This is a genomic window from Fibrobacter sp. (assembly GCF_045131395.1).
Taxonomy (GTDB): domain Bacteria; phylum Fibrobacterota; class Fibrobacteria; order Fibrobacterales; family Fibrobacteraceae; genus Fibrobacter.
In genome coordinates this window covers 1-25,149 of sequence record NZ_JBGUQY010000024.1, presented here as the reverse complement: position 1 = coordinate 25,149, position 25,149 = coordinate 1, and the positions used below count along the sequence as shown (strand labels likewise).

At 49.0% G+C, this 25,149-nt stretch carries 16 protein-coding genes and 1 pseudogene; 7 read left to right on the top strand and 10 right to left on the bottom strand.

The annotated features are described in order from the left end of the window. Positions 1–6 precede the first annotated feature (6 nt). The 8 genes from ACJMNB_RS06780 to ACJMNB_RS06745 are packed head-to-tail and all read right to left on the bottom strand — an operon-like array spanning position 7 to position 10,614. A complete protein-coding gene (locus ACJMNB_RS06780; protein WP_405340411.1) occupies positions 7–969 on the bottom strand; it encodes a hypothetical protein in 963 nt (320 codons plus the stop codon). A gap of 9 nt (positions 970–978) precedes the next feature. After that, a complete protein-coding gene (locus tag ACJMNB_RS06775; RefSeq protein ID WP_405340408.1) occupies positions 979–2,187 on the bottom strand; it encodes an ATP-grasp domain-containing protein in 1,209 nt (402 codons plus the stop codon). Positions 2,188–2,193: 6 nt separating this feature from the next. Then, positions 2,194–3,309 (bottom strand): DegT/DnrJ/EryC1/StrS family aminotransferase, encoded by a 1,116-nt coding sequence (locus tag ACJMNB_RS06770; RefSeq protein ID WP_405340405.1) that lies wholly within the window; start codon positions 3,307–3,309, stop codon positions 2,194–2,196. Between the two features lie 6 nt (positions 3,310–3,315). Further along, on the bottom strand, positions 3,316–4,761 hold the full coding sequence (locus tag ACJMNB_RS06765) for a lipopolysaccharide biosynthesis protein (RefSeq protein ID WP_405340402.1): 1,446 nt from the start codon (positions 4,759–4,761) through the stop codon (positions 3,316–3,318). A gap of 33 nt (positions 4,762–4,794) precedes the next feature. Then, complete coding sequence (locus ACJMNB_RS06760; protein WP_405340398.1) at positions 4,795–5,832, bottom strand: NAD-dependent epimerase/dehydratase family protein; 1,038 nt, start codon at positions 5,830–5,832, stop codon at positions 4,795–4,797. 2 nt (positions 5,833–5,834) lie between these two features. Beyond that, positions 5,835–6,560 (bottom strand): 2-C-methyl-D-erythritol 4-phosphate cytidylyltransferase, encoded by a 726-nt coding sequence (locus ACJMNB_RS06755; RefSeq protein WP_405340395.1) that lies wholly within the window; start codon positions 6,558–6,560, stop codon positions 5,835–5,837. Between the two features lie 44 nt (positions 6,561–6,604). Then, a complete protein-coding gene (locus tag ACJMNB_RS06750; RefSeq protein WP_405340392.1) occupies positions 6,605–7,837 on the bottom strand; it encodes a CotH kinase family protein in 1,233 nt (410 codons plus the stop codon). Between the two features lie 5 nt (positions 7,838–7,842). After that, positions 7,843–10,614 carry a TIGR02171 family lipoprotein gene (locus ACJMNB_RS06745; RefSeq protein ID WP_405340389.1) on the bottom strand — a complete coding sequence of 924 codons (2,772 nt, stop codon included), beginning with the start codon at positions 10,612–10,614 and terminating at the stop codon, positions 7,843–7,845. Between the two features lie 134 nt (positions 10,615–10,748). Between ACJMNB_RS06745 and ACJMNB_RS06740 the strand changes: the two genes are divergently transcribed. The 6 genes from ACJMNB_RS06740 to ACJMNB_RS06715 all read left to right on the top strand — a co-directional run bounded on the left by ACJMNB_RS06740 (position 10,749) and on the right by ACJMNB_RS06715 (position 19,405). Beyond that, a complete protein-coding gene (locus tag ACJMNB_RS06740) occupies positions 10,749–11,537 on the top strand; it encodes a hypothetical protein (protein WP_405340387.1) in 789 nt (262 codons plus the stop codon). Next, entirely contained in the window at positions 11,515–12,459 is a 945-nt protein-coding gene (locus ACJMNB_RS06735; protein WP_405340384.1) for a Gfo/Idh/MocA family protein, read from the top strand. The genes ACJMNB_RS06740 and ACJMNB_RS06735 overlap by 23 nt, the downstream gene beginning before the upstream one ends. Continuing rightward, the gene (gene sppA, locus ACJMNB_RS06730; protein WP_405340381.1) at positions 12,443–14,788 is read left to right on the top strand and encodes a signal peptide peptidase SppA; all 2,346 of its coding nucleotides are present in this window, start codon (positions 12,443–12,445) and stop codon (positions 14,786–14,788) included. The genes ACJMNB_RS06735 and sppA overlap by 17 nt, the downstream gene beginning before the upstream one ends. After that, positions 14,788–15,855 carry a hemolysin family protein gene (locus ACJMNB_RS06725; RefSeq protein WP_405340378.1) on the top strand — a complete coding sequence of 356 codons (1,068 nt, stop codon included), beginning with the start codon at positions 14,788–14,790 and terminating at the stop codon, positions 15,853–15,855. Before sppA ends, ACJMNB_RS06725 begins: the two co-directional genes overlap by 1 nt. After that, positions 15,842–17,011, top strand: coding sequence for an acyltransferase family protein (locus ACJMNB_RS06720; RefSeq protein ID WP_405340375.1), 1,170 nt, complete (start codon positions 15,842–15,844; stop codon positions 17,009–17,011). The genes ACJMNB_RS06725 and ACJMNB_RS06720 overlap by 14 nt, the downstream gene beginning before the upstream one ends. 153 nt (positions 17,012–17,164) lie before the next feature. Next, positions 17,165–19,405, top strand: coding sequence for a glycosyl hydrolase family 8 (locus ACJMNB_RS06715; protein WP_405340372.1), 2,241 nt, complete (start codon positions 17,165–17,167; stop codon positions 19,403–19,405). Between the two features lie 95 nt (positions 19,406–19,500). Here the strand turns inward: ACJMNB_RS06715 and ACJMNB_RS06710 are convergent, their stop codons facing one another. Continuing rightward, complete coding sequence (locus tag ACJMNB_RS06710) at positions 19,501–20,892, bottom strand: sugar porter family MFS transporter (protein WP_405340369.1); 1,392 nt, start codon at positions 20,890–20,892, stop codon at positions 19,501–19,503. Positions 20,893–21,194: 302 nt separating this feature from the next. Between ACJMNB_RS06710 and ileS the strand changes: the two genes are divergently transcribed. Further along, positions 21,195–24,377 carry an isoleucine--tRNA ligase gene (gene ileS / locus ACJMNB_RS06705; RefSeq protein WP_405340366.1) on the top strand — a complete coding sequence of 1,061 codons (3,183 nt, stop codon included), beginning with the start codon at positions 21,195–21,197 and terminating at the stop codon, positions 24,375–24,377. 459 nt (positions 24,378–24,836) lie between these two features. Here the strand turns inward: ileS and ACJMNB_RS06700 are convergent. Beyond that, a pseudogene (locus ACJMNB_RS06700) lies at positions 24,837–25,149 on the bottom strand (hypothetical protein); the annotation flags it as partial.

Genomic DNA, 25,149 nt, shown 5'->3' with positions numbered 1-25,149 from the left:
ACGCTATCACAGGATAATACTTGTTATTTTTTTCATATCTTCTTTCCCATAACGTTGGTCAATGGGAATGCAAACCACGTGGTTTGTGAGCTCGTATTCCAGGTCGTTTTCCTTGGCCCATTCAAACACGTTGGGCCAGTATGTTGCAACGAATACTTGCTGCTCGATAAGCTTTTTTTTGAGGGTGTCGCCGTTGTCTGCCCAGTAGGGGTAAACCAGCGGGCATTCGAAAGAATCCATGGAAGGAATTTGCAACCGGTTGGTGGCTTTCAAAGCGTCATGAATGCATTCAAAATTTTCACGGCGTTTGCGCTTAATGTCATCGAGATCGACCGATGCAAAAATGGATTTCGACAGATTGCTCATTTGGCAAAGCGGTGCTTCTGCAATGGCTTTGCTCACAGCCTTAAAGTCGTTGTATCCTTCAGAGGGGGCGAGTTCAATTCGTTTCAGCAAGTGCTTGCAACGATCGAAGGATTTGTCAACAGGCAATTCGCTTGTAGCGTCGGGAATGGTCGTTACGGCGAGACCGCCGTCTGGCATTCCCATGAATTTACGCGGACTGTAAAACTGGTGGGGGCCCGAAACGGACTTGCTGTAAAGAGCCTGCGCGTTGTCCAGTATGAGCTTTTCGCCGTATTGTTTGGCGAGTTGCTTGCAGTATTCGTCCTTAATGCCGTAGTAGTTCGTGTAGAGAACGAATTCGTTTTCGGCAAGTTCCAAGTTGTCGGCGATTTCGAGCTTTTCGTCGATGTGATAAAATTTCCAGGAGACGCCGAGTCTCTGAATCGGCACCATGACGGCGTCGCAAGTGAAATAGGGAATCCAAAGGCAGCGAATATTCCCGAGACCTTTCAGAATGTATTCGAGGGCATGGCGGCCACTATTCAAGTAAACCGCATTCTCGTGCAGCAGTTGCTTTTTTGCAGGAGGGAATTCCCATTCAAAATATCCGCCAATCGGTCTCATTCACGCCCCCTATTTAAGCTTGATATGCACCCACGAATCGGGATTGCTGATTGCGGCGTCGAGTTCCTCGCGGGTCTCGAAGCGCAGGAACAGCGTGCCCAGCGAGTTGTTCGCGCCCTTGAAGGGCGTGATGTGGTCTCCGGGCTTCACGATCAGGCCCACGTCGCGAACGTACTTGCTCTTGAATTCCGGGTCGATTTCGATGGAGACGAGCGAGCCCTCTTCCGACGAATGCAGAATAAAGTTGCACCACACGCCGTCGTATTGCGGGGCGGTGATGTCGTCCATCGGCATGCCCAGCGCCTTCTTGATTTCGCCTACGATGAGGCTCTGGCCGGTCGCCATGTCCTGCAGTTCAGCGATGCGGTTGCCGCCGCCGCGGGGGCTCACTTCCATGATGTAGGCCTTGCCGTCGGAACATACGCGGCTTTCCACGTTGTAGATGCCGGATTTCACGCCGAGCAGCGTGAACAGGCGCTGCAGTTGCGCGGTCAGGTCGTCCTGGAACTTCTGCTCCATGGAGGCGGGCCAGATCTCGATGGCGGGCGTGTAGGGGTTCGCGGCGTTCTTGTCGAATAGCTGGTCGGAATAGGCCGGGTACACGAGCTTGCCGTCTACGGTGAAGATGTCGGCACTAGACTGCGCACCCACCTTGTCCAAAAAATCTTCGATGATGCAGTTCTTCGTGATGGAGGCCGAGAGCGCTGTCTCGATGGCGGATTTCAGGTCGGCCTTGTCCGTGACCTTCGTGACGCCCTTGCTGCCCGCGGAATCCACGGGCTTCACGATGACGGGCCAGTTGAAGAAGCCCACGTCCTCCAGGGCGTCCTCGACGTTCGTGTAGCCCTTCGCCTTCGGACAGTTGAACCCGTGTTCGGAAAGGAACTTGCGGAAAAGCGACTTGTCCTGCAGAATGCAGGCGGCCTCGTAGCTGCACTGGAACGGCAGTCCCATCTTCTCGGCCACGTAGGCGGCGGCAGTCACGCCGGGATCCACCGCGTGCGAGAGGATGCCGTCGATTTTCAGTTCTCGTGCGGCGCGAAGGACGGCGTCCTTGTCGATGATGCTGACGTTGCAGTACTCGTCGGAATACTTGTGCGCGATGTTGTCCGGCAGGTAGTCCGCCGTGATCACGTAGACGCCCAGCTTGTGGGCTTCCTCGATTACGGGCAGCAGGTACCTAAGCCCGCCCAGGAGCATCAGCTTCTTCTGCGGCATCGTAGGCTACCTTTTGTTCCTGACGACGTCGATGACGCGGTCGGCGCTTTCTGCGTCGAGGCCCGCGAACATGGGCAGGCAAAGCACCTGGTCGGCGAGCTTGTGGGCCACGGGGAGGTTCTTCGGGTTGGCCGATTCCAGTCCCTTGTAGGCGCTGAACGTGCTGATGAGCGGGTAGAAGTAGCGGCGGCCGTAGATGTTATGCTCCTGCAGCTTCGCGTAGAGGGCGTCGCGGCTGATGCCGTATTCCTCGCTGATGAAGATCGGGAAGTAGGCGTAGTTGTGGCGCACGCCCTCGATGTCCTGCAGGCAGCGCACGCCGGGGACGTCCTTGAGGGCTGCGCGGTACTTTTCGGCAGTAGCCTTGCGCTTGGCGATGGCGTCGTCCACCTGCTTCAGGTTCAGCAGGCCGTAGGCGGAACGGATCTCGTCCATCTTGCTGTTGATGCCGGGGGCCACGACGGTGGTCTCGCCGTTGAATCCGAAATTCTTGAGGAAGTCGATGCGCTTCTTGGTCGCCTCGTCGTGGCAGACGAGTGCGCCGCCTTCGACGGTGTTGTAGACCTTGGTGGCGTGGAAGCTGAGGGTGCTCATGTCGCCGGCCTTCAGGACCGATTCGCCGTCCTTCCTCACGCCGAAGGCGTGGGCAGCGTCGTAGATTACCTTGAGTCCGTAGATGTCGGCGATTTCCTGGATGCGCTTCATGTTGCAGGGCGTGCCGTAGACGTGTACAGGCATAATCGCCGTGGTATGCGGCGTGATGGCGGCTTCGATCTTTTCGGGGTCGATGTTGCCGGTCGTTTCGTCCACGTCGACAAAGACGGGCTTGAGGCCGTTCCACCAGATGGAATGGGTAGTCGCCACGAAGCTGTACGGGGTCGTGATCACCTCGCCCGAAATTCGCATGGCCTGCAGGGCCGTAATCAGGGGGAGCGTTCCGTTGGTAAACAGACTGATGTACTGGACACCCAGATAGTCTGCCAAGGCCTTTTCGAGTTCCTTGTGATAATGGCCGTTGTTCGTCAGCCATTTTCTGTCCCAAATATCCTGAAGCATCGGGATGAAATCTTCCAATTTCGGAAGGAGGGGTGACGTGACTGTAATCAATTTGTTTTCGCTCATGATAATCTACGACTTGTTTTTCTTTTTGTTCACAAGATCCAGCAACTCTTTTACTGTAGCCCTGTTAAATATACAATTGCTTGCGATGTAGTAAATGGCTCCTGTGGCGATTCCGAGGACTAGTTGCAATGCGTATTCCTGTTCTGGAAGAAGTTTGGTTACGCCAATGCAGATTGCTCCCATGGCCAAAGAATTTAGGAGAGTGGGAATGTACATTTTAAGCTGTGTCAAAAGCCCGGCATTTAGCAGTTTTCCAGAGTAGTAGGTGTTTACTACAAGGCTAAAACATGTGCTGACCCACTGGCCGTAACATAGGGCGATAATTCCATGGGGGATCGTTACGACTAGAATGGTAATGCCTGCGATTTTTTTGATAATTTCCAACTTCAGGAACAAGTCTGAACGTCCAAGAACCTGCAAGATGTTCAGGTTGATTGCGTGTACGGGGTACCACATTTGGGCGATGCAGATGATTTGCAAAATGAGGATGACGTTAAACCATTTTTCGGTAAGAACCAGAAGTACAAATGGTTTCGCAATTGCCGCAAGACCGATCATTAACGGAAATATGACCAATGTGGCCATATTTAGGAACTTCAGGTAACCGAGCCTAAGTTTTTCTGGATCGTTTTGAATTTTACTTAGAACAGGGTAGGTGACTCTCTGGAAAATGCCCGTGATGTTGCTTGATGGAAAGTTTGCTAAATGGGATGCCCTGCTATAATTTCCGAGTGTTCCTGCAGAAAAAACTTTGCCGATAATCAAGTCATAGGCGTTGTCGTACACGGTGTTCAATAGGCCGGAAATTAAGAGCTTGGAACCAAAGCCGAACATGTTCTTAAAAGAGGCCTTGTTGAAAAAGCATTTGGGACGCCAGCTGACTAGAATCCAAAACAGAAATACTCTGGTTGATGTCGTGGTCATTTGTTGAACGACAAGTGACCAAACGCCAAGTCCGTTATATGCGCAGACAAGACCTGCTGCTCCACCTACAATGGCTCCGATAAAAGAAACCTTTGCCAATGTTTTGAAATTCAGGTCAATAGTCAAGTTTAAATGTTGAATGGACCCGAATGCTATGATGATTAGGTTTATAGCAAGGACTCTGAGAATGTCCGCAAGTTGGGGCATTTCGTAGAACTTAGCTACAAATGGCGCCCCCAAGAAGATGATGACATAGCAGATGGCCGCCATAAAGATATTAAAAAAGAATACCGTGGCCTTGTCGGCCTCGCTGCGGTCAGGCTTTCGGACGAGAGCATTTCCAAAGCCACTGTCAATAAATGTTTGGCTCACCGCCATAAAGATGGTGAGCATGGCAATCATGCCATAGTCATTCGGCGTCAAAAGTCTGGCTAAGAGAATACCGAACAGGAACTGAACACCCTGGGTAGAAAATCTTTCTACAGCACTCCAAATGACGCCTTTGAAGGTTTTCTGTTTCAAAGACATTGTCGATTCAAAATATAGAAATATATGCTTTCGTCAACCTAATGAAGTCATGCTTTCTATCGTTTTTGAAAACATCTCGCTCAGGTTTGTTTTGGCCTGCCACCCAAGTTTTTTAAGCTTGGAGGTGTCCAGGTTCATATGTAGCGTTTTTGCGTATCCAAAGCTGGAAATGTCAGTTTCTTCCACTTTTACTTGGATTTTGCCTTGGGCGATCTTTTGGGCGACAAGTTGCGCCATTTCGTAAATGGAGCAGTAGGTGTCTTCGTTGGCGGCATTGTAGGCTTCTGCCGGTTTGCCCTTGGCAAGGACTGTCAAAATCGCACTTGCGGCATCTAGGGTGTACAGGTAGCTGCGTTTGGTATCGCCTTTAGTGTGCAATACGATGTCGCGATTTTCGATGGCGCATCTAGAAAAGTCGGCGAAAACACGTCCGTCGTTGTATTGAACTCCCGGTCCGAAAGTTTGAGTCAATCGGATGACCTTGGCTGGAACTTGGAACTGGCATGCGTATGCGGCGCAGAGCGTTTCGCAGAGACGTTTGCCTTCGGAATAGCTGGAGCGAACATTCATTGTGTCCAAGTCTGTTCCGTGGCTTTCAAAAATTTTGTCGTCGTTCGGGGGCGTCCCGTAAATTTCCATGCTGGATAAGTATACGAAACCTTGGACGTTCTTTTGCTTGGCGAAATCCAACATGTTCTTGGTTCCGTTCAAGGCGATTTCAATAATGCTGACGGGGGCTTCTACAAAAGCCTTGCTGGATGTTTCGCTGGCGGCATGAATGATGTAGTCGACATGGCCGTCAAAAACGACTGGTTCTCGGATATCTCCCGTTACGAATAAAATGTTCTGTTCGTAGTTCTGGAACATCTTTTTTACTTTGTTTTCGTCACGGACAAAGGCAATGATTTTTGCTGAAGGGACGTTTGTGACAATAGTCTTGATGAGGGTGTTCCCGATAAGTCCTGTTGCGCCGGAAATGAATATGGATTTGTTTTCCAAAACGCTGAAAACGTCGGCGTTTTGCGATCCTAGTTCCTTTATCTCATCAATCAAGGTCTTTTCTGAATACATATCTACTCCAACCCGTAAATCTGAGCGTCTTCCTTAACTTGTAAAATAGCCCTCATCATATAGAAATCATCGGGGGTCGTAATCTTGATGTTTTCAAAGGGCCCGTCGGTCATATGGAGGTGGTAGCCGTAATGTTGCATCAGGGTGCAGGAGTCAATAAAATCGTGGCGGTTCTCGGAAAGGGCTTTTTCGTGTGCAGCAAGGATGTCCTTGAGCCAGAAACATTGAGGGGCCTTGGCGACTCGGGAATGGGGTCTATCCTGCACGACTTTTATGTTGTTTTCGTCATCGATTTCAACAAGAGTTTCTTTGACGGTTGCGCTCGTAATTGAAGAGCCAAATTGCTTGACGCATTGAACGTTTTGTGAAAGCAATTGGGAGTTGATTAGCGGACGTACCCCATCGTGGATGAGTACGATTGATGGCTCATTTTTCGCTACGTCATTTGCTGCACGAAGACCATTATAAATGGATAGCTGGCCGGATTCGCCTCCTGAGACGACTGCTTTAACTTTTTTGAGATGGTAAGAATCTATCAGTTTGTTGAGGTGGTCAATCCATTCCTTTACGCAGACGACGACAATAGAATCAATGTCTGCGCAATTTTCAAAATGTTCGATTGTGTGGACAATGATAGGCTTGTCGTGAATCTTTAGGAACTGCTTCGGTAGATCTCTGCTGTGCATGCGGGTTCCGACTCCGCCTGCGAAAATGACGCCTATATTCATAGTAACCTTTCTCTTAATGCGATTAAAAATAGATAATTGCCCGTTTATAAACTTTTGTCAATCCATTTAATTCGCTCTATTATCCAATTTTTCAGGGAATCGGTTGCTTTGTCGTAATTTTTGTAAGAGTCGACAAATGGCCAGTCCGAGTCGTTTTGCAGTGTGGGCCAACGCTTAAATTCATTTATAGAAGCCTTGTTTAAACTTTTGACAGCGGGTTTTATGGAATCAACAGCGTCTAAGAATGTCTGACGGTTATTTTTCCAGTATTGGGAAACAGCCTTTTTGAATTCATTATTTTTGAAAAGATACTTGTACCACCCTTGATAACGTACATACCAATCATAAGGACTCATCATTCGAGTGTTCCCGATTCCGTAGGCGACGTCAAAATCCCAGACTGGTCCCATTTGGAATGGGAAATTGTACTGCCAAGTGATGAAGATGCTTCGACCGAAGGCTCCGTCAATGTTCTTTGAAAATTCCTGAATCCAGTAGTAGCGAACAAAGTCTTCAATGTCAATCCATTCAGAAAGCGTAATACTGTTGTTAGAAATTCCTTTTTCAAATTCGTTAATATGAGATTCTAAAAGTTCAAGGCTTTTTTGAGTTGGGTCTTTGGGATACTTGATGTTGAATGTACAATTGAGGTGGCTCTGCAACAAGATGTCGTCGTCATCTGCATCTCTTGTTTTTTCAAAAAGGAAGCTGGAATCACTTTTGGAAATGTTGACGCGATGTTTGGCAACTTTAATGTGTTCTACCAGAAGATAGACTCCCATATAGTTGCGATTTAGGTATAGTTCTACAAATTGATTGCGGGGGGAATAGTCATCTTGCAAAGTGCGTGCTAGCTGGTACGTAAAATGATTTCGGAGCATGCTTTTGTCGCGCTGGTTAGAAATCAAATCCCATTCCTTGTCTTCCGGCATACCAAACAAACTCTGTTTTTGCTCAAAATTTAGCTTGATGCTGTATTTTGCCATGGTAAAGCTGGAGTGTCCGCGCCCTTTAACGGTCAAGTCTAAAACTTCGCTTTCCGGACGATCTTTCCCGTATATCTGTAATTTAGATGGAATCTTTGTTTCTCTATCATTGATTTGAGCGAAGTCTTCCGTTTCAATCACAAGCCGAGGTAAGTCGGCGTAGGGGTACTCCGAATCGTCTAACGGCAAAAAATCAGGATTGCTCTCGGTGTCGTTCCATGTACATGCGCTGAATAGAAAGCAGAATAGAATAATCTGCAAAAGAATGAGTGCATTCCGATAGTTCTGCATTACGGCTAATTCCAGTCAATGTCAAGAGTCTGGATCAATGAATCGAGACGATGTGTGATTTTATCGGCGCCATTTGCGTTTAAATGATCTGTACCCTGAGCAAGTTCATTCGGGTAATCATGGTCTCCCATTTTATTTTCGTCAAATAAAATAAAATTAGGGTATATCTTGTTAATGGCTTGGATTTCTTCAATGAGTGAAGGGGCTTCGCTGCGCAACAGTCCGTAACGTCCGAAAGACCCGGTTTCTTTGTATTGGGGGTTTTGTGGGAAAATAACTCCTATGACAAAGATGTTTTTTTCTTTGCTTATTTGTATGATTTCTTTCAACATGTCTATTTTCTTGTAGAAGAGAGATTTGTTGCTCGATAACCATGTGGAATCATTTGAAACTTCCGGGTAATTCCAGCTTGAACCGCTTATAGGATCTTGGCCTCTGTTTTTACGGTACTTAGCTGCAATTGATGGTGTGCCTGGGGAATCATAAGTTAGATTGTATAGGTTTGGTGGATAGTAGTCTTTCCAAAAATTATGGTTTTCATCATAGACATACCCTGAGTAATGTTTGTATGGATTGTTTAAGAGGCTGTTGTTACAACAAGACCATCTGTCAATATCTAATTCAAAAATGATTACTTTTAAATTTTGTATGTGATGGAAAAGATACTTTTCAAGAAAAAGGTATGAACCTTGTATGGAATTGCCGGAACTTCCAAAGTTAACAGCGAATGCTGGGCTTGTGAAGGCTAGAGGCTTTATGCCATTTTCTGTTCGTGAAGATCCCAATGCGATTATGTTTGCGGAATCTTTATAGCCCCATAACAGTTCCATTTTATAACGCCAACGGTCTGCTGTAGGGTAAATGCCTGATGCATTGTAATACAAACCGGCACTATCAGGGTCAAGAATAAATCCGCTGCTACTCGAATGGATGGTATCTTCGCTGGCGTTGCTGCTACTAGAGAGCGAGACTTTCATTTGTGGCTTAGCCCAGAAACAGGGGTGCCATAGCTCGTCGCCTTCAACAAGGTCTATGGAAGTGTTGCTTGCTAAATCAATAAGTGTGATGCGCTTATGTGCTCCATCGGTATTGGCGAGGGTTGCTACGATATTGTCATTTGCATTGCCAACAGTCCATTCGCTGTGGTCAAAGGTGTAACCTGTTGGTGCCTGTACATAGTGTGTTAAATTTCCCGTACTATCGGCAATAAGGATGTATTGGTGTGTCGAGTATTTTTTTCCAACAAAGGTTTGGCCAGTTTTCCCGCCGAAGTCCAAAAATGCGGTGCGTTTAGAGTTGTCTTTAGAAAGAGATACGTTACAGGCTTGTTCGTTATTGTACCAAATTGTGTCTTTATTGTGCACTCTTGCACGTAAAAGTCTTGCTCCGGATACTGCCAATCCATTACTTATACCCCCATGGTATGCTCCATCAAATAGCTTTTGCGGTTTGCCAAATTTGCCGTTTGCAAAAATGACTTGCCAGGTACTGTAATTTTTAAACGTCGCATTGTCTTTGTTGTTCCCGGGGTTTGAAACATAGGTAATGGCGGTGTCTCCGTTTTCGAGGACTTTCCAACGGGGGATAGCGGCGCTTTCCACATTGAGCTTCACTAGGTTGGAACCGATGGAGTCTAGGTTTCGTACATAAACGTTTGACAGACTTGAAACGCCTTCAATTCCAGTACAGAAAGCAACTTTTTTGCCATCGGGAGATATATCAGGATGAAATACGTGGACGGTATCGTTAATTTCTGTAATAGTATTTCCGCCTATTGCGTAATCAATGTATGCTAAATTACCGCTCTGGTAATTTAGAAAAGCCATCTTCATGTCCGTTGTTTTTGAAACATCCCATAAGTCGGTGGAATTTGCAAGAATGGTAATTGGAGCGCTGGAAGCGTAGCCTTTATTATCTAGCCATATGGCATTTGGAATGGCGCCGATAGCAAGACGGAATCCGATATAGTCTGCGTGGGAGGCTGAAGTTACAGTGTATACGTCTCCTCTGGAATATAAATCAACATTCGTAGAATCTGGGCTCCTGTTGTAGCGTTTGACAATTCTTTCGCCCAAATCGTTGGCGTTTTTGGCTCCAGTAAAGTTTACGATAGTTGTATCCTTGAGTTGCCCAAGAAAATCGTTCGACCATTCCATGGGTTTTCCCGAAAAAAACTGGAATTTGTAGGAACTGGTTGCTGCTTTGATCCATTCTGCTTCGGTTGGTATTCGGTATCCCTTACGGCTTTCACGGAAAAGAAAACTGCTGAGGTTGGTGCAGTGCCCCTCGTTATCATAAACTGCTTTTGAATAGTCGTAGGCGCTGTCAAGCTTCTCTTTGCTACTTCTCTTGTTTGCAAAGAGAACTGCGTCAAAGAAGGTTATGTCGGTAATGGGCTCGTTGTCGTTGCATTTCAAGGTTTGTGCTAGCTTAGTTCCCGCCATTATTGATTTGAAATCTTTGCATTTAACTAAGGCAGAATCCATGAAATAGTCGTATTCTAGAACGGTTCTTAATTCCGGCGTTTCGCTTTCTCGGGCTCCTTTTTTATTAGTGCCTATAATGACGACCTTTTCGGAACCCTTAACAAGAATCATTCCCTCGTGGAATTCATTAATAGAATCAGATCCGTTTGAAATAGAGTCTGGTTCCGAAGACAGTTTATCTTCTTCAAGAATAAGGCAATCCTCGGTGGCGCCGCATTCAGTATTGCTACTGTTACTGCATGCTTCCAAGAAACAGACAATCACTGCTAAGAAGAAAAAACTTTTTACCATGCTAAGAAATATAGTATATAAAGGTGATTTCACAAAATGTGATCTTCGGTTCATTGACTTAAATTTTTAAATTTGAATGGTAATAAATGACTGCGCCTACTAAAAGAATTCTCTGTTTTTTTCTTATCTTGCTTTTGCCAGGATTGGTTTCTGCGGTTGCCCGCGAATCCATTCTGCCTGTTCGCGGCCCGGAAAGCTACGCCCTCTTTGGTGGCGTTGCAGAACTCCGCGATGACGTTTACAGTGCGGACTTGAACGTGGCGGGGGAGTTCGCCCCTTGCCATTGCTTTAGCATTTATGGCGATTTTTCTTATAGGCTTTTGAGCTATGAATATGACGTCATGTTTCATGACCAGCGTCACGAAGCGTTGAACTTGCATGTTAACGGCCTGAACGAATCCTATTTGGGCGTAAAGCTGATGCCGTTTTCTTTTGTGGGCGTCGTTTTCAACTGGAGGCTTCCTCCCCGCGAAGGTTCCCGCGTCAATCGCTTTTATCGAATCGGCGTTACCCCCTATGGTCTTTATGAGTTTTCCCGCAACATGACGCTCGGTGCTGCCATGGAGTACTTTACTTTTCTCGAAGAGCGCAATTTCCAGCCAGGCGATGAACTGGGCCTGAAAGGCTCTATTTCGTGGAAATTGCTTTGGGATCGCAATGACTATTCCGGGTGGAAGTTTGATTACGTTCTCCTGTACCGCTGGCGTATTCAGGAATCCAGAAACCTGAATTTGGACAAGCCCTATCAAAAAATGGATGACCTCTACCGGGGCATGAAATTACGCATCGATGCGGCCCGTTACTTCTCGGTGTTCAAGAATTCCTTGGGCGCAGCTTTCTTTTACGAAATGAATCGGGGCCACTTGTTTGGAATGGAAACGGGCCACACTTTAGGGCTTTATGCAAAATATATGTTCTTATAAGGCAATCTTGATTGGCGCCGGAACCATGGGTAATCGCCATAAGCGCTTGTTTGAACAGGATGGCGTTGAATTTATCGGTGTTGCGGATACGTCGGCAGAGGCCTGTACCCTATTTGAGCAAATTGCTGCTGGTCGGCTTTCGCCAGACTTTGCCGTCATCGCGTCTCCGGCTGTAACGCATGAAGAATACGTCAAAAAATGCATTGAGATTATGCTCCCGGCGCTTGTTGAAAAGCCGGTGGCCATCTCGTTTGAAAAAGCAGAAGAATTCCAGCGCATTGCTTTAGAACGTAATGCTTTTGTCTTTGTAGGCCACTCGGAACGCTACAATCCGGCAATCGAAGAATTTGTAAAGACCGATTTTTTCAATGAAATGCAGGATTACTTTAAATCCTGGTTCCTCCAAAAGCAGGATGTTGGCCCGGTCAGTTTTAAGTTCACGCGGACCCACGGTTTTTCTCCGCGTAATCGCGATGTATCCGTGGAATATGACCTGATGATTCACGACATGGACCTGCTTTATTCCTTTGTGGACAAGAACGCGATGATGTACCAGTCATTTCGTTGCGAAGAATTGTCGGATGACCGAGTGCACGCCTTCTATGACCTTCGAACGCTAAAGGCCGAATTTATAGCAGACCGTAATTGCGCCTCTGATTCCCGCACGGTAGAAATTTCAATGAATGGCCGTTCCGTATCGCTGGATTTAGGCGCTTATCGCAATGGCAATCCGGCGTATGCCTTGCAGAAGGAACATCAAGCTTTTCTAAATTATTTGGACGATTATAAGAAAACGGTGCGAAATAAGGAGCCTGATTACAATTGGTATGGCTGCCTATACGATGCCTGTGCTGCAGTGATAATGGTTTCTTTGGTTGGCGAAGTCTATAAAAAGGGGAGAGCGAATGAAATTGATGCATAATAAGGTTGTGCCTGCGCTTTTTTTGTTCTGCGCAGCGTATGCCCTTGCCTACATTCCTGGTGAATCGGGCTTTGTCTCGCTTGAAAATGAACACGGCATTTGGGGCAACCCGGCCGGTCTTGCGGCTTTTGATTCCAAGGGCGCGCTCGTTAGCTATGATTACGACAACGCCATCAAGAATTTCCGTATCGGTGGAAACCTAGAGCATTGGGCTGCCAGTTTTGACTATACCCAGGGCCCCAATCACCTTGATGTTTCCCGTTGGAGCCTGACTCACGGGAATGCCTTGTGGAATCGCGTGATTTTTGTGGGCGAACGTCTTAATGCCACTCGTACGGCTCGCTATAGCGGCACGGAATGGAGCTTGGATCTGGGCTTGATGTTGCGTCCGCTTTCATTCGTCTCTTTGGGGTACTCTTGCGATAACGCTCTATATGTTGGTCCGCAAGCTCCTGACCGTGTGCAGAATTTGGGTGCTACCTTGCGTCTTGGCCCCCTCATGAGCGTGAGCTACGATGTGGAAGATTTTGAAAGTCATCGCCTGCTTATAGAACTTGGCCTGTATGGCGTCCGCTGGGGTCTTCGAGTCCCGTTGCATGGCGATGATCAATATCGGCTTACCTTTTCCACCAGTTTGGGCGGTTACAACAATGTGGCCTTGCATGTGTACGATGACCTTTTGCCCAAGGGTGGCGCGTGGGGCTATCACAGTGCTCGCAATCCGAACGCCTCTTTGAGCGCCCAGATTATCCGTGTTCCGCTGGATATGGCAGTCTCTGAAACCGAAGAAGAGTTTTCGTTCTTTAGGAAGAGCTCCATTTGCATTTGGCATGTGCGTAACCTGTTTGAACACATGTTGCGCGACCCGGCCTGCGGATTGATAATCTTGGATTTTTCCGGTTACAAGGGTAATATTGGAATCTCCAGTGAAATAGACCGCTACGTGAAAAAGCTCAAGGTTCGAGGCAGCAAGGTCGTTGCCTACATGGACGATATTCGGCCCGCAGTATTGCTTGCGTCGGCCCACGTAGACCGCATCGTGGTGGAGCCTTCCGCTCACATGAATTGGCGCGGCCTGGGTGGAAACATTCTCTTCTATAAGGGACTTTTCGATAAGCTCGGCGTGAAGGTGGAATTCCTGCGTCACGGCAAGTATAAGTCTGCCGTTGAACCTTACATAGCAGATTCCATGTCGGCGGAATCCCGTGCGAACCTTGATACATTGTATAGCGATTTGTGGACTTCCTTGCAAACCTATATTTCTATGCGGGGAGTAGGTGCCAAGATGAATGCCAGCCAGGCTTATGAACACTTGGATTCCTTGGCTTCGGAACCCCTAGTGACCGCTTCTGCGGCAAAGCGTGCGGGCTTGGTGGATACGCTGCTTTATCTGGATCAGGTTCCTACTTACGCACTCAAGACTTTCTTTGATATTGATTATCCCAATGCGGCGTACCGCACTTGGAATCCGACGGACAAGAAGATTTTCAATGAAAGTTGGGCGCCTCGGGCAAAAATTGCTCTCTTGAATATTGACGGTACCATTGATTCACGTATGGAACACTCAGTTCTTGAATCAATCCGCAAGTTGCCCGCCTTCGGTGCCGAAGCCCTGATTGTGCGCATTTCTTCGCCGGGCGGCTCTGCTATTGCTTCCGACAAGATTTGGGCGGCCCTCCGCCATGTCAGCGAGCAGGGAATTCCTGTTGTCTCTAGCATCGGCTATATGGGTGCCTCGGGTGGTTACTACATCGCCTGCGCCGGCGACAAGATTCTTGCAGAGCCCATGGCCATTGTGGGTAGCATCGGCATTTATGGTGGAAAAATCGATGCTTCAGGCCTAATGGATAAAATTGGGCTCAAGGCCGAATCCGTAAAGACCCATGAGTATGCGGATGCCACTACATTCACCCGGGCATGGACAGATCGTGAACGTGCCGCCTTGCAAGCTTACATGGATGAATTCTACGAACGCTTCACGGGAGTCGTTTCTAAGGCTACGGGAATTCCGCAGGCGACCGTCGATACCGCCTATGGTGGCGGCCGCGTCATGATCGGCATTAAGGCCTTGACCGCAGGGCTTGTGCACGGCCTCGGTGGAATTGATGATGCTATTGAAGTTGCAAAGCAGCTTGCCGATATTGGCGAAGATACCGATGTGGATTTGCAGGTACTGGGCTCCGGTCATTCGTTTACGCTTCCGACTCCAGGTTCCAAGGCTCTATATGAATTGTCTGATTGGACCGATTATATTTACGACTTGAGCCGTCCGCAACTTTGGGCGGTCGAACCTGCGCTTTTTGAACCTGCTTTGTTAGGTATGGAATAATGCTTTATATCATCCTTACGGTTTTAGGTTGCCTTGCCATTTCGGCCTTCTGTTCGGTGACAGAAGCGTCCTTTTACAGCATGCCGCCTGCAACCATTGAACAGCTGCAAAAACAGAAAAAGTTTACGGCACGCTACATGGTGCACGTGAAGGAAAATATCGATCGCTATATTGCCTCGGTGCTGGTGGTGAACACCATCGCCAATACGGTGGGTGCATCTTTGGCGACAGCCCTTGCGGTCAAAAATTTGCCGCCCATTGGGCAGGTTTCACTGCCGATTATTCTTACTGTGCTGATTCTCCTTTTTGGCGAAATCACTCCTAAAACGCTCGGCGTAAAGCAGGCAAAAATTGCAGCCCCTTTGGTGGCGGTGCCATTCTATTACATTACCATCGTTCTTTCTTGGACCGGTATTATTTGGCTCTGCCTCACGCTCACCAAGCACTGGACTCGCGAAAAAGAAGACAAGAAAGATGTGAGCATCGATGATATCAACAGCCTTGTGAGTCTCGGACTTCGCGAAGATGTGATTGACCGCCAGCAGTCCTTGGTCATCAAGAATATTCTTGCCCTGAAATCGGTGCCGGTACGTAAAGTCATGACGCCGCGTCAGGTGGTGTTTTCTCTGAAGGCGGATTCTACCATTGGGGAATCTCTGGATGAACGCGGCAATTGGCCCTTCTCCCGTGTGCCGCTTTACGAAAAAGAAAAGGATAATTGGATCGGGATTGTTCTTCGCCGAGATGCCTATAACAAGCTTGCGGAAGGCCTCCGCGACGTGAAACTTCGCCAAATGATGCGCCCGCTGCAGCTGATCCCCGATAGCCTTACCTTGGACAAGCTTTTGCTCCGCTTTTTAAAGCAACGCGGGCATGTAGTAGGTGTCGTCGATGAATGGGGTGCCATTGCCGGCATCGTCAGCCTCGAGGATGTTCTCGAAGAAATCCTGGGTCGCGAAATTGTCGATGAATACGACGAAAATGTCGACCTCCAGGAAACCGCCCGCCGTCGCTCTAAAGCCCTTGCCCGCATCCGTCAACAAGACAAAAAAAATGACCACCACTAAACCAAATTATTTTCCGGCTCTCGATGGCCTTCGTCTTCTCGCAAGCATTAATATTGTGATGCTGCATCTGGGTTCTTCTAGCGCCCTCAACTACATGTCCGATTACAAGTGGATCATGCCTATCGTGAATGCCCCGGCATTTGCGGCAGGCATCTTTTACGTGCTCGCGGGTTTTCTTTTCGCAAGCAAGTTTAGCGATCCCGATCGCCAAATCCCCGTAGTCCCCTTCATGTTCAGTCGCATTGCAAAGCTTTACCGCTTGCACTTCTTCATGACGCTCCTCATGTTTGTGGTGCTTGTGTTCAAGTTCAGCGGTTACACGCATTTGCCTGCCTTGAGTGAAATAGGCGACTGCGCTGCGGCGGGCCTTGCCAAGATGACTCACCCGTGGCGTAGCCTTTTCTTGCATCTGTCGCTCACCTGGTCCATTGTGCCCGATTTCGGCATGAAACTGAATGAACCTTCCTGGTCCCTTACCAGCTTTTTCGTGTGCTATGCCGTGACGCCTTGGTTTAGCCGCTGGCTTTTCAAGCAGAGTGACCGAACGCTTTGGGTGCTTTTCGGAACGCTCTTTATTCCGGGCATTCTTTGGGCCACTTTCTTCGGTCTTTCTGACAATCTTTGGTTTGACAGTTACGATGCCAAGTACCGTTTCTTCCACATTTTTGCACCTGTACGAATTTTTGAATACCTGTTCGGCATGGTGCTCTTTAGGCTTTTCAAGGAAGGACACTTTGATTTCCTCAAGCGGAATCTGGCCAGCGGATTTGCCCAGTTTGTCATGCTTGCAGCCATTTATGGCAGCCTGTTCCTGATGCGTCCGGAACTGAATCCCGGCTTTAACTATTTCTTCCACCATTCGCTCCCGATTCTGCTTTACGGACTTTTCCTGGTCTCGCTCCTCACGGGCAAGGGCTTTATGGCCCGTTTCTTCTGCATTGGAATTGTCCGTAAAATTGGTCGCGCCTCGTTTTATCCGTACTTGATTCATCTTCCGATCATTACGATTGCCTGGGGAATTTGCAACTTGAATCGACCCAAGAATACGATCCTTTTGCTAATCTTTATTTACACGGTGAGCACGCTTTATAGTGAGTTCAAGGTTTGGCGCCGTAAAAAGAAAAAGGCGATGATGGCGTTAAATAAGAACCCGTAATTTTGAAGAGAACATTTAGAGAACTTTTTGTTCCGAAAAAATTACAGATAAGCTTGCGTTTGCAATTTTAATATTACACTGGGAACCTTACCGCAAAAGGTTCCCGATTTTATATTTAAAACGGGTGTAAAAAGTCATTAAAAAGGAAATCCTATGAAAAATATTTTCAAAATGGCGATGGGTGTTTTGGCCCTTTCTGCTGTTTATTCTATGGCGGGACAGTACCCCTTCCCGCAGAACATGAAACATCCGCACGGCAACATCATTGAATATGCCGATACGGATATGATCAAGGAACACTATAAGCTTTGGAAACAGGCTTGGTACAACGCTTCCAATGGCTGGGTTTATGCACCAGAAGGAACATGCTCTACGGTTTCCGAAGCAATTGCCTATGGTATGTTGATTACCGTGTACATGGACGAACAGGATGTGTTCGATAAGCTTTATAGCGTTTGGACATCCAATGGTGGTGACGGCGGTGGTATGAACTGGCGTATCGGTTGCAGTGCTGACAATGGTTCTGCAACGGACGCTGACGAAGATGCTGCTCTCGCACTCGTGATGGCTTCTAAACAGTGGAAAAAAGACTCCTATCTGAGCGATGCCACGAAAATCATCAACTGGATGACTCAGAATGACGTTGATGGCAACAACTCCCTCAAGCCGGGAAGTGGCTGGAATCCGGCTCTTAACCCGAGCTATGTGATGCCTGGTCATTATCGTCTGTTTGAAAAGGTGACTGGAGACTCTAAATGGTCTACGATTCGTAAAAAGGCAGTGCAAGACTTGCTTGCTTGCCAGGACTCCAAGACGGGCCTTGTGGGTGACTGGTGTGACTGGAGCTCTCACAAGACTATTTCTTCTCCGGGTGCTGCTGTTTCTAACGATATCGGTTCCTATGATGATGCTGCCCGTACGCCGTGGCGCACTGCCTGGGCATACTACTGGTATGGCGACAGCGACTCCAAAAAATTTAACGAAAATCTTGCCAAGTGGCTTATTCCGAATACCCGCACTGCCAGTGGTGTGAATTCGGGGTATAAGTACGTTAACGACACGTATGCAGCGGATGAAAGCAAGACCCGTAACTTTATTTCTTCGACTTTCTCCGGCGGTCTCGGCCTTGCAACATCTTCTTTGGAAAGTGACGAAGCAAAGAGCTATCTTGGTACTGTTTATTCTGTTCTTAAGGAGAAGAAAAGCTGCGCAAGTGCAGATGGTTGCGGTCAATCTGTTCCGGGTGAAAAGTATTATCCTGCAACTTTGAATGTGCTTTATCTCCTCATCTTGACGGGTAACATGCCCAACCTCTATGATTTGACTGGCTTTGAAAAGTTTACTCCGGATCCGTCTAAGGCTCCTTCGGTGAGCCAGATTGGTGGTGTGCAACAGGCTCATGGCGATACCGCTGTTGGTATTTCGGGTCTTTGGAACTGGGGCGGTTATCACGATAAACTCGGTATTGGAACTGTGATGGTTCCGGATTCTGGTACGTCTCCGCTTTATAAGAAGGATGACGGCTATATCTATGCCGAAGCTTCGATGGAAATTGGCCCTGAACCGGAATGGACTAAGGAAAAGTATGATGTGTGCCAGAGCAATCCGGCTCAGTGCGAACTCAAGTATCCTTCTGCAGGTATTGCAGTTTCTTTCAAGAAGGACGAGTGCAAGCAGACGAAAACCTGTGGTGTTGATTTGACCGCATTAGGAATCAAGTATCTCCGTGTGACGTTGAAGTCTTCTGGCCCGATTCGCATGGCTGTTCTTAATACCATTACGGATGAAAACGATGCTAAGAAGCTTAATAACATCGGTGCTGGTTCTGAACCGGGAATCTATGTGGATCCGACCAATGGTTATGAGACCATCGTTTATGATTTGACTCCGACGACCTATGGTTTCAAGGGTCTCGGTGGTGGGAACGAAATCGCTATTCTTAGTTGGGTTGACTCGACCAATTCTGCTCTTCCGAAAGGCTCCGATATTCTGAAGAATGCCAAGGGCCTCAAGTGGGAAGTTAAGGCTGAACAGGGTGGCATTGGCGAAATCTCTATTTCGGCAGTTGAATTCCTGGATGCAAGCAAGCAGGTGGTTGATCCTGTCAAGCTAACTGGAGTGAATGTTCCGAATCAGACGAATCCGAATCCTGGTACCAACCCGACTGCTATCAAGCTTGTTGCTGCTCCTGCCATGGCAAAGGTTTCTGTCGCTGGCATGAACATCACTGTTGAAGGAGCCAAGATTGGTGCCGATATCGCTGTGTTCACCCTCCAGGGCAAGAAGGTTGCATCTACCAAGGCTATCTTCGGTAATGCTTCTGTGATGGTTCCGACCAAGGGTGTCTACCTGGTCCGCGTGAACGGCAAGCTTTCCAAGGTGAACGTCAAGTAATCCTGCTGAATAGCAAATGACTATAAAGCAAAGGTCCTCGGCAATGCCGAGGACCTTTTACTGTTACGAGGAACCACAGGCGATGTGGCTATCCGCTACATATCTTCCAGTTCCTTGCCCTTGGTTTCGTTAATAAATTTTGCGACAAAGAAGATACTGAATGCGGCGAAGAAGGTGTAGATGATGTATGTCGGGCCGACACCAATGCCGTCCTTGCCGGTAAGCACAGGGAAGCTCCAAGTGACAACGAAGTTTGCTACCCACTGGGCAAGTCCGCAGATAGCGATAGCCACGGCGCGAATGCGGTTGTTGAACATTTCACCGAGCATCACCCACATGACCGGGCCCCATGTTGCCGCGAAGAAGGTAATGTAGAGGTTTGCGGCAATCAATGCGGTAACGCCGGCGGCCTTGGGAAGGCTTCCGTCGACATTGGCGCTCATGAAGCACATTGCGAGTGTTCCGAGGGTGATTGCCATGCCGATACTACCGATGAGCAGGAGCGGTTTACGTCCGATTTTATCGATAAGCATGATGGCGACAATGGTCATCACCAGGTTCACACCACTAGAAATCACGCTGGTCAAGAAGGCGTCGCTTTCACCGAAGCCAACGCTCTGCCAAAGCATGGTGCCATAATAGAAGATGACGTTGATACCCACAAGCTGCTGCAAGATGGCAAGGCCAAGGCCTGCCCACACAATCGGTGCGATTCTCTTCTTTCCACCGACCATTTCGAGCAGGTCGGCAAGCTTTGCGGGCTTTTCGTTCTTGAAGGTTTCGTGGATGGATTCGATTTCCTTGTCGACGCCTTCGGAATCGATCTTGGCGAGGACCTCCTTGGCTTCTTCTAGGCGGCCCTTATGTACCAAGTAGCGCGGCGATTCGGGAAGTTTCCAGGCGGCAATGCCGTAGAGGGCTGCCGGAATGATTTCGACCCAGAACATGACCTGCCATGCCTTGAAACCGCCAAAGAGTTCGTTATTGGCAGAACCTGCTAAACGAACAATCAGGTAGTTTGAAAGGAGGGCTATGAAAATGCCTATCACGATGGCGAACTGCTGCATTGAACCCAAGCGGCCACGCAAATGGGCCGGAGCGGTTTCTGCAATGTAAATCGGGGCGATAATAGAGGCCACGCCGATACCGACGCCGCCAATCACGCGCCAGAAAATAAAGTCAGGAATCCCGAAGGGGACGCCTGAACCGATAGCACTAACCAGGAACAAGGCCGATGCGGCGAGCATGCAGCGCACACGGCCGAACATGTCGGCAAGGCGACCTGCAAAGTAGGCGCCCACAGCCGCGCCAATCAATGCCAGGGACACGGCCCAGGCAAGTTGATAGTCGGTTGCGTTAAAGTGGATTTTTAATGCTCCGTTTGCCCCGTTAATCACGGAAGAATCGAAACCAAATAGGAATCCGCCAATAGCGGCAGATAGGGTAATGAGTATGATGTGTCCCATATTGGACTTTGCATTGGACATTTAAGCCCCCTTTTTGCGTTGATGGATATATAAACAATATAGGTGTTGTTTGCTCCAAAAAGCAAGTTTTGGCGTCATTTTTTAAGATAAATTATATTCCAAGTTGGAATATTCGGGGTGTTTTGCCGATGAACTCTTGTTACAGAAGTGCATTTTTTGTTTCAAATCGGGCATCCGAATTGTGGGCTTGTGTAATACAGGTGCATATTGCTTTTAGGTCTAAACATTGGGGTTCAAAAATTCTATCTTTACGCCCGAAAATTTAATGCCCGTGGTGCAGGCCGCGGGGTTTGAGGTAAACCATGTTTCGTGAAGTAAAGAAAGAAGAATCGTTTCCGCAAATAGAAGAGCGCGTGCTCGGCTTGTGGGATAAGGATGAATCGTTCAAGAAGTCGCTGGACTCCCGTCCGGAAACCGAACCGTACACTTTCTACGATGGCCCTCCGTTTGCAACGGGTCTTCCGCACTACGGTCACCTGCTGGCCGGTACTATCAAGGACATCGTGCCGCGTTACTGGACCATGAAGGGCAAGAAGGTTCCGCGCGGTTTCGGTTGGGACTGCCACGGCCTTCCGATTGAATCTCTCGTCCAGAACGAACTGGGCCTCGCTGGCGTTGCCGAAATCCAGAACCTGGGCGTCGACAAGTTCAACGAAACCTGCCGCAGCAAGGTGCTCAAGTACACCAGCGAATGGAAGAAGACCGTGCGCCGCATGGGCCGCTGGGTGGACTTCGACACCGGCTACAAGACCATGGACAAGAACTTCATGGAATCCGTGTGGTGGGTGTTCAAGCAGTGCTTCGACAAGGGCCTTATCTACCAGGGCTACCGCATCCAGCCGTACAGCCCGGCTCTCGCTACTCCGCTTTCGAACTTCGAAACCAACCAGGGCTATAAGGACCGTCAGGACCCGTCCCTCACGTTGATTTTCCCGATTAATTCTAACGAAGCCAAGTTCAAGGACACGAGCATCCTCGTGTGGACGACGACTCCGTGGACGCTTTATTCCAACTTCTGCATCGTTGTCGGCCCGGACATGGACTACAACCTCGTGGAACAGGATGGCAAGAAGTACTGGATCGCTGCAAGCCGTACCGCCGCCTACTTCAAGAACCCGAACATTGTGGATACCTGCAAAGGTTCTGAACTCGTGGGTAAGGACTACGAACCGCTTTCCCGAATCTCCGACGAATTCGTGACGCCGGACCAGCTTTCCCGCCACTACAAGATTTATCCTGCCGACTACGTGAGTACCGATGACGGTACCGGTGCCGTTCATACCGCACCCTCCTTCGGTGAAGAAGACTTCCAGAAGGGTGCTGAACTTGACCTCGGCCTTTTCGACCCGCTCGATACCGAAGGCAAGTTCACCGACAAGGTCCCGATGTGGAAGGGTATGGGCGCCAAGGAAGCCGACAAGGAAATTATCCGCTACTTTAAGGAACAGGGCCGCGTGTTCAAGCAGGACGTGATTGTCCATAGCTACCCGCACTGCTGGCGTACCGGTGTTCCTCTGATTTACCGCGCCCTCAAGACTTGGTTCCTGAAGATTGACGCCCCTGTCACAAGCAAGGAAGGCGTGACCAAGACTTTGAAGGAATGGATGGTTGAAAACAACCAGACTGTGAACTGGGTGCCGAGCCACATCCGCGATGGCCGCTTTGGTAAGTGGATTGCCAACGCCCGCGACTGGAACCTTTCCCGTAACCGTTTCTGGGGTACCCCGATTCCGGTGTGGATTGCCGACGATGGCGAAATGATCGCCGTAGGCTCCATCGAAGAATTGCAGAAGTACACCGGCGTGAAGCTCGACGACCTGCACAAGCACTTCGTGGACAAGCTCACGATCGAAAAGGACGGCAAGGTCTTCCGCCGTACGCCTGAAGTGTTCGACTGTTGGTTTGAATCCGGTTCCATGCCGTATGCCAGCCGCCACTATCCGTTTGAAAACAAGGAAGTGGTGGAAGCTAGCTTCCCGGCTGACTTTATTGCCGAAGGTTTGGACCAGACTCGTGGCTGGTTCTACACGCTGACCGTGCTTTCTAACGCTTTGTTCCAGAAGCCGGCATTCAAGAACGTGATTGTGAACGGTATTATCTTGGCCGAAGACGGTTCCAAGATGAGTAAGTCCAAGCGCAACTATCCGGACCCGAACGACTTGATCGAACGCACCGGTGCCGACGCTATCCGCTTGTTCATGATCAACTCCGCCGCCCTCAAGGCCGAAGACTTGCGCTTCAGCGAAGAAGGCGTGAAGGGTATCGTGAAGCAGGTGATGCTCCCGCTTTGGAACGCCGTGGCATTCTTTGTGTCTAACCACAATGCCGACGCCGCCAAGGGCCAGCTGAACTGGAAGCCGGGTCAGGAAGTCAAGAGCGACAACGAACTGGACCGCTGGATGCTTGCAACCTTGCAGGATTTGGCTGCCAAGGTCGAAGTGGAAATGAAGGCTTACCGCCTGTACAACGTGGTGCCCGCCGTGATCGCCGCTGTGGATGATCTCACGAACTGGTATGTGCGTCGTAGCCGCCGCCGCTTCTGGAAGAGCGAAAACGATGGCGACAAGAATGCCGCCTACGCTACCATGTACAAGGTGCTGGTGGACTTCTCCAAGATTCTCGCTCCGTTCCTCCCGCTCCTCGCCGAAGAAATCTACCAGATTCTCGTTCGCGAAGTGGACGCCAACGCTCCAGTAAGCGTGCACCTCTGCGAATTCCCCAGCGCCGACAAATCCCTGATGGACGAAAAGCTTGTGGAACGCATCGCCATGGTGCGTGGCATGGTCGAAATGGGCCGCGTGATTCGCGCTACGAACAACGTAAAGAACCGTATGCCGATTGCCAGCATGACGGTGGTTGCTCACGGCACCGAAGAAAAGAACGTCGCCGAGACCATGAAGGACTTGATCCTCGAAGAACTGAACGTTCGCGAAATGAAGTTCTTGGAAGATGAGACGAAGCTCGTGCAGCTCTCCGCCAAGCCGAACTTCCTCGCCATCAAGGCGAAGGGCCCGGATTACGCGAAGAACATGAAGGTGATTTCTGCTAAGCTCAACAGCCTCACGGTCGACGAAATCAAGGCTCTGCAGAATGGCGAAACGATTAAGTTCGAATTCGGTGAAGTTGGTGCCGACTGCTTGATGCTCAGCCGCATCGTGCCGGAAGGCCTCGCTGTGGAAGCAAACCAGCACTTCACCGTGGCTCTCGACCTGAAGATTACCGATGACCTGCGCCGCGCTTGCGTGGCTCGCGAACTCGTGAACCGCATCCAGAACCGCCGCAAGGATCAGGACTTTGCAATTTCTGATCGCATCACCATTGAACTCTATTCCGAAAGCGAAGTGTTGAAGCTCGCCGTGAAGGAAAACGAGAACTACATCAAGGGTGAGACACAGGCAAATGCAATCATCTGGAAGGATTCTACTGCAGGTTTGCAGGAATCTGATGCAGATGGTGAAAAGGTCTTCGTCGAAGCAGTAAGATAATTACATTGCTGGTGACAACCTCGTAAGGCGAGTGCTGCGGCCACGCTTGCGTGGACATTGCCGAGCCGCAGAGGTTGGGCACGAAGTGCCAAACCCAAGCTGTCGCGATTAAGTGGGCCGCCTCCGCTGATGGCCTCGAAGCCAACGACGCCGACGGCGAGGCCTTCAGCTTCACGACTGTGAAGGCTTAAGTAAGGCGAGAGTCGCGGGCAAGCATGCTTGTCCATGACCGAGCCGCTAAGGCTTGGGTGCGAAGCGCCAACGCGTAAGTTCACTGAGCCTGCCGAAGTGAACTCCGCAAGGTCAGTTCGGCGAGCTCACCGAGCTTGAAACGGTCCCTAAGTCGGTTGATGAGCTTGTCAAATCAGTCGAAGGGCCAAAACATTTAAAAGAGACGTTCCAAAAAGGGGCGTCTCTTTTCGTTTTATTAATGGTCTTTAAGTCTGGTTTGTGCTTTAGTTATTTGATATCAAGCATCGTAGAAATAATGCTGTCGGGGATGTTCTGAGAACGCAGATAATCGACCCTGCGATTATTTACGGCCTCGTTTCTAGAGCGTTCTTCTCGGCGGGCATCGTTCTTTGCGTCAGCGAGAACCGCTTCGAAGTCATCTACTTCATGTACATAGTTGAAGGTCATCGCTTCCGCCTGCTTGTTTAAGATTTCCTGACTTGCGTTTATCACCAGCAGATTGTCGAGAGCCCTGCGGTAAATCGGGTCATCGGTCTGCGGCATCGCCTCGGGACCATCCGCTATCAGGTGCAGCCAGAAT

What these genes read in the sequence shown, in the direction of transcription:
- ACJMNB_RS06770 (WP_405340405.1), bottom strand. Translation starts at nt 3,309, where the DNA reads ATGAGCGAAAACAAATTGATTACAGTCACGTCACCCCTCCTTCCGAAA.
- ACJMNB_RS06720 (WP_405340375.1), top strand. Translation starts at nt 15,842, where the DNA reads ATGACCACCACTAAACCAAATTATTTTCCGGCTCTCGATGGCCTTCGT.
- ACJMNB_RS06765 (WP_405340402.1), bottom strand. Translation starts at nt 4,761, where the DNA reads ATGTCTTTGAAACAGAAAACCTTCAAAGGCGTCATTTGGAGTGCTGTA.
- ACJMNB_RS06710 (WP_405340369.1), bottom strand. Translation starts at nt 20,892, where the DNA reads ATGTCCAATGCAAAGTCCAATATGGGACACATCATACTCATTACCCTA.
- ACJMNB_RS06735 (WP_405340384.1), top strand. Translation starts at nt 11,515, where the DNA reads ATGCAAAATATATGTTCTTATAAGGCAATCTTGATTGGCGCCGGAACC.
- ACJMNB_RS06745 (WP_405340389.1), bottom strand. Translation starts at nt 10,614, where the DNA reads ATGGTAAAAAGTTTTTTCTTCTTAGCAGTGATTGTCTGTTTCTTGGAA.
- ACJMNB_RS06750 (WP_405340392.1), bottom strand. Translation starts at nt 7,837, where the DNA reads ATGCAGAACTATCGGAATGCACTCATTCTTTTGCAGATTATTCTATTC.
- ACJMNB_RS06715 (WP_405340372.1), top strand. Translation starts at nt 17,165, where the DNA reads ATGAAAAATATTTTCAAAATGGCGATGGGTGTTTTGGCCCTTTCTGCT.
- ileS (WP_405340366.1), top strand. Translation starts at nt 21,195, where the DNA reads ATGTTTCGTGAAGTAAAGAAAGAAGAATCGTTTCCGCAAATAGAAGAG.
- ACJMNB_RS06760 (WP_405340398.1), bottom strand. Translation starts at nt 5,832, where the DNA reads ATGTATTCAGAAAAGACCTTGATTGATGAGATAAAGGAACTAGGATCG.
- sppA (WP_405340381.1), top strand. Translation starts at nt 12,443, where the DNA reads ATGAAATTGATGCATAATAAGGTTGTGCCTGCGCTTTTTTTGTTCTGC.
- ACJMNB_RS06775 (WP_405340408.1), bottom strand. Translation starts at nt 2,187, where the DNA reads ATGCCGCAGAAGAAGCTGATGCTCCTGGGCGGGCTTAGGTACCTGCTG.
- ACJMNB_RS06780 (WP_405340411.1), bottom strand. Translation starts at nt 969, where the DNA reads ATGAGACCGATTGGCGGATATTTTGAATGGGAATTCCCTCCTGCAAAA.
- ACJMNB_RS06755 (WP_405340395.1), bottom strand. Translation starts at nt 6,560, where the DNA reads ATGAATATAGGCGTCATTTTCGCAGGCGGAGTCGGAACCCGCATGCAC.
- ACJMNB_RS06725 (WP_405340378.1), top strand. Translation starts at nt 14,788, where the DNA reads ATGCTTTATATCATCCTTACGGTTTTAGGTTGCCTTGCCATTTCGGCC.